The organism is Nocardia sp. CA-290969, from assembly GCF_050936135.1.
Classification (GTDB): Bacteria; Actinomycetota; Actinomycetes; order Mycobacteriales; family Mycobacteriaceae; genus Nocardia.
Genome location: NZ_JBNJNJ010000001.1, coordinates 2,592,659 through 2,605,352, shown reverse-complemented (window position 1 = coordinate 2,605,352; position 12,694 = coordinate 2,592,659). Strand labels below are relative to the sequence as shown.

Below are 12,694 nucleotides of genomic sequence, written 5' to 3'. Positions count from 1 at the left end.
CCACCGAGGCGGCTGCGCAGCGATCTCGGCCGGTACGAGCCGGTCGTGCGGAGCGGGCAGGGGTCAGAGGCCGGTGGACAGTTTGACGACGACCTTGTCCTGGGTGATCTCACGAACCGTCAGGTCCAGGCCCTGCGCTTGTTCGGTCGACCCCATCGGCACGGTCACCTCCTGCCCCGCGACCTTCATCGTCACCACATCACCTTGGACCGTGGTGAGTTCGGCATCCACCCCCAGCACGCTGATCTTCGCGTCCACACCCCGGTCGAAGGTCACCGTGCACCCGCTGACATCGCATTCGCTCGTCGCACCCTGGCCGGTGGCGGTACAGCCGGCAACACTCAGTGACGCGGTGGCTACGAGCACAGCCGCGGCGATCAGCCGTCGAACAGACATGCGACCAGTGTAGGGACCCGGCGCGGTATCACCACCCGGATCACCGGGAGATCACCCCGGGATGCGCTGAGCCCTGATCTCCGCCAGGGACATTCCGCGGCGCCGGCGGGCCAGCGCCCGCAGCGCGCTGGCATTGACATAGCCGACCTCGCGGGCCACCGCTTCCACCGTGAGGCCGGTCGTCCGGAGCAATCGGGTGGCCCGGTCCAGCCGGATATCGTCGGCGAAATCCTTGGGTGACATGCCGAGTGCCGCGCGGGTCGCGCGCTGCAGACTGCGTTCGGTGACGCCGAGTTCACGCGCGGCGGTGGAGATGAGGAATTGGCCGGAGATATGTTCGCGCACCCACCGTTCGTATCCGACGATCAGCGGGTTGCCCCGCGCCACGACTTCGGGAATGGCGTAGGGCGCCTGACTGGCGCGGCCCTCGATGGCGAGGTATCGGCGCGTCTGCTCCGCCAGTTCCGGACTGGTCCGATAGACCAGCGACAACGCCATATCCATATGCGACAGCGAGGCACCGGCCGTGGTGATGCCGTCACCGTGACAGACGATGCTCCGCTCGTCCAGATCGACTCCGGGATAGCGCCCGCGAAAACTGCCGCCCAGCCACCAACTCGTGGTCGCCGGCGATCCGTCGAGGACGCCGGCTTCCGCCAGGAAGAATGTCCCGGTGCAGGCCGCGGCGAGGTGCACGCCCTGTTCGTATGCGCTGCGGATCCGGTCCAGAAGCCACGCGTTGGCAGGGTCCGAGACGAGTGCGACCAGCGGTTCGGGATCCAGGACATTCACCGCGGCCACCGCCAGCGCGTCGAACGACGCCGATACTTCACTCAGCGGGATGGTCTGGATGGTGTTTCCGCTACCTGTCCGCACCGAACTACCGAGTGACACCGTATGCACGTTCCATGCGGCCGGTGGATTGTCGAGTTCTCTGCGGAGGACGTTCGCGGTGCCGAACGCCCCGTGGAGGGCGCCCAAGCCGAGTTCGCCCACACCGTCCACGACGAAAATGCCCACTTCCACGGTGGCAGGATACGGATCGCGAAACATCCGATGAAAACCGATCGGTCTTTTACGTCCGGCGCGGCGCGCTGCCGCGAACGCCGGGTATGTCGCAAACGCATCGCATCCTGTCGCTTCCGCCCCTCCGATCGGGCTGTCCCACACAGTATCGTCAGGGGCCGACGGTGCTGTCGCGTCCGGCGACCGCCCTGTCATTCGTGTGACCGTGAGAGATCGAGGTGAACCGCCGGATATAAGCATTGCGCGCCCCGCGAACCGGGCGCGTGAACGAGGTCTACCGCGCGCCTGCCTCCGCACCGCACACTTCTCCGAGCAACCGGCCGGAGAATCGGCCTCGGGCTTTTGCGCGAATTCGACGATCCCGCGTTCGATACTCCGGGGTCATCGGTGTGTGCGAAGGCATGGTTGCGGCGCTGCGGGGTGCGCCGCAACTTTGTCTTCGTACACGCTGGTACTTGCTCACCTCCGGTGCAAATACGCCTACCTTTGAAACGTAACCTCTGTGGGGCAGAAGAATTCGATCAGGCTGCCGAAAGCGCGGACGATCATTGCCGGGATGAGACGCTCGCCGAGTCCGCGATCGGGCCCGAATGATTCGCTTTCCGGGCCCGATACCCCAAAGGGGGTGCGTCTTTTCGCTGAATCAGCCCTCGCGCGCCGGCCCGGGTGACGGGATGAGCCGGAGCCCGAACAGGAGATCGGAGTTGCGTACGTATTCCGGTGATTCGAGCCCACGCAGCAGGCCCGCCCCGCGGATCCAGCTGTGGTTCCAATGATGCAGGGCCGGAAGGACCACTCCACAACGGGCGGCGGTACTGCGCAGCCGTCGCCCGGCACCGCCGAGAGCACCGGCGAACAGCTTCGGTCCGCGGTCCGCACAGCCTTCCTGATGCAGATACGCATCATGCAACAGGTCCCGAGCCGAACGAGGTATCACCCACACGTACACATCGGCCGCCCGCGCGTAGCCGATCGGACCGGTGAAGATGAGCGCGTCCCGGGTCAGCCCTGCCCGGGGCACAGCACCGAGTTCGACCATCGTGGCACCGGTGAAGAGCGCGGTCGCCAGGGCGGCCGCGTCGACGGGGTGGCCGGCGCCGATCCGGATCCGCTCGACCGTCCGGCTGTCGAGCCGCACCGTGGTCAGCCCGGGGCCGACCGAGTAATTGAGGTCCGGCGGCAGATCCAAGCGCATACCGTGGAGCAGGAAGGAGGCTTGGGCGCCACGCAACCGGACCACCGTGTTCCCGCGACCGGGGCTTCCGGCGACGAAACTGCCGAGGAAACGATAGAGGCCCAGAATGTCGAGCCATTCGTCGACCGGGCCCGCCCCGGAAGCGCCGGGCAGGAACCCCCGCGGCGCGGGCCGTGGACGCAGCACGGACCGCATATGCTCCGCTACGGCCACCTCGTCACGTCCGAACCAGATCGGGTCCCCCCGGCGGTCCAGGTCGTGCCGGCAGGGTAGTCCGCTGCGCGCGGTCAACCACCGGCAGGTCGCCTCCAGACCCGCCGTGTACACGGCGTCGACGCGCGCGAATTCCGCCGGGGTCAGACGCCGATAGGCGTCGGCGCGGAAGGTGGCGACATCACTGTCGGGGATACGCGACAGCAAATGGTCACCGGCGGTCACCGACACTGTCGCCCGAGGCCGGCGACCGGCCTCGCGATATCCCATCTGCCGCGTGCCCGGCTCCGGTACCGGGTTCGGCGGCGGGCGCAATGTCGGACCGCTGGCCTCGGTCACAGCAACAACCTCCTGGGCGACAGCTCAGAAAACAGTGATCAACGGCTTTCGTGGTAAGAATTCGATCACTTGTCTCGTCTGCGAGCCAGTCGATCATTCAGAAAATCACGGCAATTTACAATTCGAGCAGGCGTCATATGGTTGCGCGATGTTGGCAGACCGGCGAGTAACCCGAGCCGAATAATCCGACGGGATATGATCCGGGCTGGAAGCGCGGCCACTGCACCCGGCTTCCATGCATCCGGAATGATGGCCGATTGATTGCCGGAAATTCTGAAAGACGAGCATTCAAAAAAGTACTGGCAACCCCCATCACAGGTCACCGTCCGATCGCAGAACGAAACAGGGCCCCGGCATCGGAATTATCCCGATACCGGGGCCCTGTTCGAGGACCGAGGCGATGTTGCCGGCGTCGAGTCAGTACCCGGGCATATCCGGCATATCCACGTCGACGTCGGGCGTGAGGATCCCGCAGACTTTCCAGCCGCCGTCTTCCTTGACCAGATCGTAGGTCGCGGTCGAGGTGGTTTCGTCGCCGAGCAGGTCCATGGTCATCTCCATGGTGAAGGTGCCCTTATCGCTCCCCGACGGCACATCGACACTCTTCAGCGTCGTTTCCGGCGCTTCCACACCGGAGGGCGCACCCGTGGGCTTGACCGGATTGTCCTGCTCGTACTGCGCGATCTCGTCCAGATCCGCCTGGCACACCAGGTTTTCCGGATCGCCGTCCTGATCGACCCACGCCTGCGCCACCGCACGCGGATCGTCGTAGCCGCCGCCGATCGACCCGCCACTTCCACCGAGGAGGAGGAACCCGCCCACCCCGAGGGCGATCACCACGACGAGCACACCGCCGATGATGAGCGCGATCTTGCCGCCACCGCCCCCCGAGGGACGCGGCGGTTGACCGTAACCGCCCGGCGCGCCGTAGGGCGGCTGACCCGGCGGCGGATACTGCTGGCCGTACTGCGGCTGCCCGGGGTACGGCTGACCCGGCATGGGTTGCCCCGGCATCGGCTGCCCGCCCATCGGCTGGCCCGGGTACGGCTGCCCCGGCGGCATGGGCTGACCAGGCTGGTGCTGGTACGGATTGGGTGGTTGCGGGTGACCCATTCGGAAGTCCTGTTTCCCTTGCTCTACTGCGCGGCGCCGGATCGGCGCCGCGTCCTCACAGTGATTTCCCCACGACGCCGTAGCGTTAACACACTCGGCGGCACTTACTGTACGCACGATTGAACCAGCTCTGCAGCCAGGGAATTCGGGCTCTGTATCCCCAGCTCTGAGGAACCGGGCGTGCAGATCCGGTGTGGTCCGGTAACCTTCGCGGAATTACGCCAGGACCGAGGAATCGGTGGAGCGACCGGCCATACTGCTCGCGATGCTCTCCGCGTTGGCGATTCGCTGGCCCCGTGCTTCGCCGGAGCTCCGCTCGTAGTACTGGTCGAACACGGCCGCCGCCTCGCCGGCCGAAGTGGTGCTCTTCAACCTGCTCATGGCACCCGATTCGCTGCCCTTCAACTCGTGCACCATGAAGTCGATCTGCGTCTTCCAGTCCGTGACCGACTTGCCGTTGGACGCCGCGAACGCCTCCAGGTTCTCCCGTCGGCCGCCCAGCCACTGGGCCAGGCCGATCGCCCCTTCGCCGGGGTTGTAGGCCCCGGTGTCGAAGCCGGATTCCACCTGCAGATTCCCCAGAATGCCGGCCGCCTGCGCCGGGGTGAAGCCCTTCTCCAGCAGGTACTCGTACATTTCCTGGACCTGCGCCTTCTCGCCTTCACCGATCGGTTGCGGAGAGTCGTTGCTGTAGGCACTGCCGGTATCGGTGATACCGGGCACGTACGGCGCGGCCCCACCGCTACCCGACCAGTTCTGTGCGGGTACCTCGGTGGACTTGCCCTCCAGTTTCGCGTAGGCGCGCAGAATCGCCTCGTATGCCACACCGACCGCATTGTCCAGCGCGTTCACGGCATCGATCTGGCGGGCCGTGGTGGGGTCGTCCGGGACCGCCGACGAGATCTCGACCGCCGTATCGCGAAGTTCCTCGAACTCCCGGCTCACCGTATTGGCGTCTTCGGCGGCGAAGGAAGCGATGAAGCCGATCTGGTCGTCGAGGGCGTGCCAGTCGTCTTGATACCCCTGGATCTGTTCGAGATTGAGGTCGTACTGCTCCTGCAGCGCGCTGTCGCCGGGGCGCTCGCCGCCCTTCTTCACCAGTTCCCCGGGGGTCAGCGACTGCGCGTTCTTGTCACCCAGCCCAGCTTCCAGAGCCTTCAGCACCTTCTCGATGTAATCGATATAGGGGTTGAGGATCGGAGCGTTCCGCGGACGATGGAGCGTCCATTCCTCCTTGGGAGCCATCGTCCACCTTTCTCGACCCGAGACCGCACCTGCCTATCAGAATTCCATCCACGCCCGCACCCGTACTCCCGCTGATGAGAATGGGTGCGGAACAAGACCACCGGGACCGATGAGAAATCCTGCCGTGTCACGTCTACCCCAGCGAGACCGATAGGACCACGACCGGCCCACCGCCGACCGCGGCACACACCGAGCCGCGGCCAGGGGCCGCCAGAAAGGACACATCATGGGAACCATCGCCGTGCACGAGTTCATCTCGCTCGACGGGTCGTACGAGGACCCCTCGTTCACCTTCGAATTCGGGTTCGACCCGCAGATGGGTGAGACACTCGGTGCGATCACCGAAGCGGCGAAGGCCATCCTGCTCGGCCGCAACACCTTCGAGATGTTCGCCCCGGCCTGGTCCACCCGTACCGTCGAGGACGACCCGGGTGCCCCGTTCTTCAACGACACCGTCAAATACGTGGTGGGCGCCCGGGAACCGCAGGCCGAATGGGCCAACAGCGTCTCGCTCGGCGCCTACGACCCCGAGAAGATCCGGACGCTGAAGGAAGAGATCGACGGCACCATCTACATCAGCGGCAGCGGCACCCTGGTCCGGGCCCTGCTGGCCGAGGGACTCGTCGACGATCTCCACCTCTTCGTGTATCCGATCGCCCTCGGCAAAGGCGAGAAACTGTTCGTCGACGGCGCGGACGCCACGAAGCTCACCCTCAAAGCACACGACGTCTACGCCAACGGTGTGGTGCATCTGGACTACGGCCCCGCCCAAGCGTGACATGTGGCGCCGATAGCCGAGCCGGGTATCGGCGCCACGACCGGCCCGGGGCGTGTGCCGCCCGGGTCCGCGGCGGCGGCGGACTATGTTCGACAGCAGTATCGGACAACCAGGAGGAGCCGTATGCCGGACCCGGTCAGCACCACCGCCGACGATGCGATCGCCGGCCTCGGTATCGAGGAACGCGCCCGGCTGGGTAGTGGCCGGGATTTCTGGACCACCGAACCGATCGGCGCGATCCCCTCGATCACGATGTCGGACGGACCGCACGGCCTGCGGCATCAGGATCCCGCGCATGCCGGGGACGCGCTGGGTATCGGACCGTCCATCCCGGCGACCTGTTTTCCGCCGGCTGTCGGGTTGAGCCAGAGCTGGGATCCCGGGCTGGCCGAGCGGGTGGGCGCGGCGATCGGCCGGGAGGCACAGGCCGCGGGGGTGCAGATCGTGCTGGGCCCGGGAATCAACATCAAACGGGATCCGCGATGCGGCCGGAATTTCGAGTACTACTCCGAAGATCCGCATCTCACCGCCGCGCTGGCCACCGGCTGGGTGCGCGGCCTGCAGCAGCAGGGGGTGGGCGCCTCACTGAAACATTTCGCGGCCAACAATGCCGAATTCGACCGGATGCGGTCCAGTTCCGATATCGATCCCCGGCCGCTGCGTGAGATCTATCTGCGCGCCTTCCAGCGGGTGGTCACCGCGGCGGCGCCGTGGACCGTCATGTGTTCCTACAACAAGATCAACGGGGTCTATGCCGCCCAGAACCGATGGCTGCTCACCGACGTGCTGCGCGGCGAATGGGGTTTCGCCGGCGCGGTGGTCAGTGACTGGGGCGCCGTCGACGACCGGGTCGCGGCCGTGGCAGCCGGACTGGATCTGGCGATGCCCGGGGCGGACGAGGTCGGCGACCAGCGCGTCGCCGAGGCGGTACAGGACGGATCTCTACCGGAAAGCACCCTGCAGGCCACGGCGCACCGGATGGCAGCACTGGCACTCGGGGCGGCCGCGAACGCCCGCCCGGAAACCCGCTGGGATATCGATGAGCACCACTCCCTCGCCCGGACGGTGGCTGCCCGCTGCGCGGTGCTGCTGAAGAACGAGCACGGCGTGCTACCGCTCGAACGCAGCGGAAATATCGCGGTCATCGGGGAATTCGCCACCGAACCGCGCTACCAGGGCGGCGGTTCCTCCCATGTGAACGCCACCCGGGTCGATATCGCGCTCGACGAGATCCGTGCACTCGCCGGGGAGGCGACCGTCACCCACGCCCGCGGATTCGATACCGCGAACGCGGCGGCGGCCGCGGATCTGCGCGCCGAGGCCGTCACGACGGCCGCCGGTGCCGATATCGCCGTCGTGTTCCTCGGCCTGGCGGCGGCACAGGAGTCCGAAGGGTTCGATCGCGAACATATCGAAATACCGGCCGACCAGGTGGAATTGCTGTCGGCGGTCCGTGCGGTGCAGTCGCGGGTGGTCGTGATACTCGCCCACGGTGGGGTTGTGCGCCTGGCCCCGATCGTCGACGCCGCCGATGCCATTCTCGCTACCGCACTGCTCGGACAGGCCGGTGGCGGCGCGATCGCCGATCTGCTGTTCGGGGTCGCCGACCCGTGCGGGCGGCTCACCGAAACGGTGCCCGTCCGGCTCGCCGATGTCCCCGCCTACGACAATTTCCCGGGCGAGAACGGGCACGTCCGCTACGGGGAGGGCCTCTTCGTCGGCTACCGCTGGTACGACCGCCGTGAACTCGAGGTGACCTACCCGTTCGGTCACGGACTGTCCTACACCACGTTCGAGTACGGCGATATCCACACGACCGCCGACGACGAAACCGTCACGGCCACCCTCCGCATCACCAATACCGGCAGCCGGCCGGGTCGCGAGATCGTGCAGCTCTATCGCGGCCGCGAATCGTCCGCGGTGCTGCGTGCGCCCCGGGAGCTGTGTGGATTCGCCACCGTGGAACTGGAAGCCGGTGCCGCGCAGGATGTCACGGTGGTGATTCCGCGCGACGAATTCGCCTACTGGAACGAGGCGGCGGGCCGGTGGTTGGTCGAGGGCGGCGAATACACCCTGTTCGCCGGCGCCTCCAGCCGGGATCTGCGGGCGCGGACCACCGTCGCGCTCACCGGCGATCCGGTCACGGTGCCGCTCACCCGGGAATCGAGCCTCGCCGAGGTGATGACGCATCCGGTTGCCGGCCCGGAACTCGGTGAACAGCTGCAACCGCTGCTGGGCGATTCGGGTTCCGCCGGTGCCGATCTGGGTATCGATATGGCGCAGATGGTCGGCTCCATTCCGATCGGACGCCTCGCCTTGACCTTCGGCGGCCTGATGACCGCCGCCCAGCTCGACGATTTCCTCGACCGAGCGAATACCGGCGCTACGGGCCGGTGACGGACGGCCGCCCGGCGTCAGGTCAGCGCGGTAACGCGGGCGCGGGCCAGCCGGTATTCCTCGGCGAGGCGGTCGACCACGGCGGCGGTGGGGCGTACCTGATCCACGGCGCCGATACCGTGGCCGGCGCCCCAGATATCACGCCAGGCCTTGGGTTCGTCGGAACTCAGGAACTCCAGCGAACCCGATTCGCCGGGGGCACCCAGCGCATCCGGGTTCAGGCCGGCGGCGGTGATACTCGGGCGCAGGTAGTTGCCCTTCACCCCGGTGAAGTAGTCGGTGTAGACGATATCGGCGGCGGCGCCCGTCACGATCATCTTCTTGTACTCGGGTACGGCGTTCGCCTCGTCGGTGGCGATGAACATCGATCCGATATAGGCGAAATCGGCGCCCGCGGCGAGGGCGGCCAGCACGCTGTCGCCGTGGGCGATCGCACCGGAGAGCGCCAGCGGACCGTCGAACCATTCGCGGATCTCTCTGATCAACGCGAACGGTGAGACCACCCCGCCGTGGCCGCCGGCGCCCGCCGCCACGGCGATCAGCCCGTCGGCACCCTTCTCGATCGCTTTGCGGGCGTGCACGCTGTTGACGACATCGTGCAGGACGACACCCCCGTAGGTGTGGATCCGCTCGTTCACCTCGGGCCGCGCACCCAGCGAAGTGATCACGATCGGCACCCGGTACTCCTCGATGATCGCGAGATCCTCGAGGAGGCGCTCATTGGTCTTGTGCGCGATCAGGTTCACGGCGTACGGGGCGGCACCGGGAGTCGCGCCGAGTTCGGTGGTGATCCGGGTGAGCCACTCCCGCAATTGATCGGTGGTCCGCGCGTTCAGCGCCGGGAAGGAGGCGATGATGCCGGCTTTCGCCTGTGCCAGTACCAATTCGGGCCCGGACACGATGAACATCGGGGCGGCGATGACGGGCAGCCGCAGGTTGGTGCGCAGAATCGCGGGGAGTCGCTCGGTCACGGAACCGACGTTAACAGATGGCATGCGCCATCAGTTATTGATCACCTGGTGAGGAACCCCACAACCGTGCCCGGCCGGCGGAACACGTCTCCCCTACTTCCGCGGCAGGCCCATGACGAGCGTGGCGATGGTGTTGAGCTGGATCTCCAGCGTTCCGCCACCGATCACCCAGGTCGGGATATCCAGTTCGTGATGCACCGGTTCCGACACCGCCTCACCGAGCGCGGCGGCCGGGCCGATCAGGTTCAGCGCCGCGGCCGCGGCGTCGGTATGCAACATCGACGCGGCGGCCTTCGCGATACTGGTCGCCGGTCCCACGGCATGCCCGTCCAGCCGCCGGATCGTCTCCCGCAGATTCAGCGCGGAGATGGCGGCACCGCGCGCGCTGATCCGGCCCAGCGTGCGCACCGCGTCGTCGCGGGCACCGGCGTACTCACCGCGTTCGATGATGCCGCGGATGCGCTCGTTGTGTCCGGGATCGCGGACACCGCCGATGAACAGCCGCTCCTGCGCCAGCGTTTCCAGAGTCAGCGTCCAGCCCTGACCTGGTTCGCCGAGCACCATCTCGTCCGGGACGAACACGTCGTCGAAGAACACCTCGTTGAATTCCGCGTCACCACTGGCCTGCACGATCGGGCGCACCTGGACACCATCGGCGTGCATATCGACCAGGAACATCGTGAGGCCCCGGTGCCGGCCCGCGTCGGGGTCGGTGCGCGCGAGCAGCAGACCCCAATCGGCGCGGTGCGCCAGGGTGGTCCAGATCTTCTGCCCCTGCAGCCGCCAGCCGCCCTCGACCCGGGTCGCGCGCAGGCTCAGCGAGGCCACATCGGAGCCGGCTTCCGGTTCACTGAACAGCTGGCACCAGATCTCCTCGCCGCGCAACGCGGGCCCGGCCAGCCGTGCCAGCTGCTCGGGGGTTCCTCGATGCAGCACGATCGGCACCACCCACTGCCCGATCCCCATGGACGGTTGCGCGAGGGCGTGCCGGTCGTACTCGTCCTGCAGAATGAGCTGTTCCAGCGGGCCGGCTTCGATCCCGTAGGGCTGGGCCATCGGCGGCGAGACCAGGCCGCTGTCGGCGAGCAGGGTCCGGCGTGCGCCGGTGTTCACCGCGTCGTGGTCCCCGATCTTCGACGGGGTCGGGTTGTCCAGGCCCGCGGCCCGGTCCAGGATCTCCGAAACCCATTCGCGGAAGGCCGGATCCGTTTCCGGCAGCGGTACCGCGAAGTTCCGGGGCCCCCGCAGCGCGGCATCGCCGAGCCGCAGTTCCCACGACTCCACCGGCCCGGCCAGCCCGGCCAGCGCCATGGCGCGCCGCCAGTACAGGTGCAGATCGTGTTCCCAGGTGAAACCGATGGCGCCGTGCAGCGCAAGGCATTCCACCGCCGCGTGCACCGCGTTCCCCAGGGTGGTGCATACCGCGCCGGCCACCGCGTGCGTCCGCTGCCCGGGCTCGTCACCGAGACCACGCACCGCGTCCCAGGCCGCGGCGGTGGCGAGTTCGCTGGTGATCAGCAACTGTGCGGTGCGATGCTGAACCGCTTGAAAGGCGCCGATGGGCCGGCCGAACTGGACACGGGATTTCACGTATTCGGTGGCGGTATCGCTGCACCAGCGGATCACCCCGGCCGCCTCCACGGCCGACAATGCGATCGCGACCGCTTCGGCCCGGCCGGTATCGAGGTCCAGTGGTGCGGCGGCCGCCCGGTCGAACCGCACCACGCCGATATCGCGACCCAGATCCGCCCCGTCGCGTACCTCGACCGCGACCCCGGCGGTGGCGCGTTCGACGAGGAACCAGTGGGTCCGGTTCTCCGCCGTCGCCGCCACCACGAAGAGTTCGGCCGACGCCGCCCCGAGCACGAGACCGGTCCGGCCGGACAGGCTCGCCGCGGCACCGCCCGCACCGGCTTCGGCGGTGAGTTCACCGGCTTGTTCGGCGCCGATCACCGCACCGGTCGCGCCTTCGGCGAGACGTCGCAGCGCCTCCCGTGCGGCCGGCTCGCCGGCCGGGGCGAGCACGGTGCTCGCGACCACCGTGGGCAGCAACGGACCGGGCAGCAGTGCGCGGCCCGATTCGGCGACCACCACGGCCAGATCGTCGAGCGTTCCGCCCTGACCACCCACCGACTCCGGCAGATGCACACCCGTCAGGCCCAACGCGACCAGATCCGGCCAGAAGTCCGGCCGGCTGCCCTGTTGCAGGGCTTCGGTGTGCTTGCGGGTGTATTCGCGACCGGCGTGCCGGGCGGCGAATCCGGTGACGGTTTCGGCCAGCGCCGCATGGTCGGCGGTCAGGGCAACGGGCACGGCTATCACTCCGGTCGGCGGTGTCGGGCAACGATCCCGCGGCGGGGCGGGACACCTCAGAGTAGAACACGTTCTACTCTGGCTGAGGCAAATCCCCCCGGATCGGCGCCGCCGCCGGCACCGTCAGCGAGCGGCCTCGAGTTCGGCCTTCAGCCGTTCCAGCGTGCGCCGGATATTGCCTTTCTGGAATTCGGCGAACCCGCGCTGCCCGGTGGCCACCCGGTCGAACCACAGGGCGGGCGTATCCGGCCAGCGGGTGCGGTCGTCGTACCAGATCTCGGTGACCAGCGTGCCCTCCTCGACCGCGTCGAACCGGTACTCCCAGGTCGCCACCGCCACCGGCAGTATCGGTTTCCACCACCCGAACCGGTGCACCTGGAATACGAATCGGCTCGGTCGCTCGGCGACCGTGACGGTGCATTCGGTATGCCAGCGCATCGGCCCCCGGCGATTCGACCCCACGAACGTCATTCCCGGATACGCGGGCCGGCCCGGTTCGGCAACCACCGCGCCGGTGTTCTCCGGACTCCACCGGCCCATCTGCGTCACATCGCTGACCGCGTCGTAGGCGGTGGCGGGGTCGGTGCCGATCACGATGCTGTCGGACACCTCGGTGGTCCGGGTTATCTTCACCACGGCGTAACTCCTTGTCGGGCCTTGTTGTCGTCGATCCTATGGATCGGGCGGTCGCCCCGGGAGATACCGCGG

Annotated in this window: 10 protein-coding genes; 2 read left to right on the top strand and 8 right to left on the bottom strand. The window is 67.6% G+C overall.

Annotated features, from left to right (window positions below):
- Window positions 1–63 precede the first annotated feature (63 nt).
- From ACQEVO_RS12120 to ACQEVO_RS12100, 5 genes are all read right to left on the bottom strand, one after another.
- A complete protein-coding gene (locus ACQEVO_RS12120; RefSeq protein ID WP_432912274.1) occupies window positions 64–396 on the bottom strand; it encodes a hypothetical protein in 333 nt (110 codons plus the stop codon).
- A 51-nt stretch (window positions 397–447) separates the two neighbouring features.
- The gene (locus ACQEVO_RS12115) at window positions 448–1,422 is read right to left on the bottom strand and encodes a GlxA family transcriptional regulator (RefSeq protein WP_432912272.1); all 975 of its coding nucleotides are present in this window, start codon (window positions 1,420–1,422) and stop codon (window positions 448–450) included.
- A gap of 643 nt (window positions 1,423–2,065) precedes the next feature.
- A complete protein-coding gene (locus ACQEVO_RS12110; RefSeq protein ID WP_432912270.1) occupies window positions 2,066–3,169 on the bottom strand; it encodes a hypothetical protein in 1,104 nt (367 codons plus the stop codon).
- Between the two features lie 417 nt (window positions 3,170–3,586).
- Window positions 3,587–4,282 carry an Rv0361 family membrane protein gene (locus ACQEVO_RS12105; protein WP_432912267.1) on the bottom strand — a complete coding sequence of 232 codons (696 nt, stop codon included), beginning with the start codon at window positions 4,280–4,282 and terminating at the stop codon, window positions 3,587–3,589.
- 216 nt (window positions 4,283–4,498) lie between these two features.
- Window positions 4,499–5,527, bottom strand: coding sequence for a phage tail tip lysozyme (locus tag ACQEVO_RS12100; protein ID WP_432912265.1), 1,029 nt, complete (start codon window positions 5,525–5,527; stop codon window positions 4,499–4,501).
- Window positions 5,528–5,753: 226 nt separating this feature from the next.
- Here ACQEVO_RS12100 and ACQEVO_RS12095 point away from each other — a divergent pair, with 226 nt between their 5' ends.
- Window positions 5,754–6,305 carry a dihydrofolate reductase family protein gene (locus tag ACQEVO_RS12095; RefSeq protein WP_432912263.1) on the top strand — a complete coding sequence of 184 codons (552 nt, stop codon included), beginning with the start codon at window positions 5,754–5,756 and terminating at the stop codon, window positions 6,303–6,305.
- 123 nt (window positions 6,306–6,428) lie between these two features.
- Window positions 6,429–8,702: a glycoside hydrolase family 3 C-terminal domain-containing protein gene (locus ACQEVO_RS12090; protein ID WP_432912261.1), complete on the top strand. Its 2,274-nt coding sequence runs from the start codon at window positions 6,429–6,431 to the stop codon at window positions 8,700–8,702.
- A gap of 17 nt (window positions 8,703–8,719) precedes the next feature.
- Here ACQEVO_RS12090 and ACQEVO_RS12085 read toward each other — a convergent pair whose 3' ends face one another.
- The 3 genes from ACQEVO_RS12085 to ACQEVO_RS12075 all read right to left on the bottom strand — a co-directional run bounded on the left by ACQEVO_RS12085 (window position 8,720) and on the right by ACQEVO_RS12075 (window position 12,622).
- On the bottom strand, window positions 8,720–9,610 hold the full coding sequence (locus ACQEVO_RS12085) for an NAD(P)H-dependent flavin oxidoreductase (RefSeq protein ID WP_432922606.1): 891 nt from the start codon (window positions 9,608–9,610) through the stop codon (window positions 8,720–8,722).
- A 156-nt stretch (window positions 9,611–9,766) separates the two neighbouring features.
- Window positions 9,767–11,986, bottom strand: a complete 2,220-nt coding sequence (locus ACQEVO_RS12080; RefSeq protein WP_432912258.1) for an acyl-CoA dehydrogenase — start codon at window positions 11,984–11,986, stop codon at window positions 9,767–9,769.
- Between the two features lie 123 nt (window positions 11,987–12,109).
- A complete protein-coding gene (locus ACQEVO_RS12075; RefSeq protein ID WP_432912255.1) occupies window positions 12,110–12,622 on the bottom strand; it encodes an SRPBCC family protein in 513 nt (170 codons plus the stop codon).
- Window positions 12,623–12,694 lie beyond the last annotated feature (72 nt).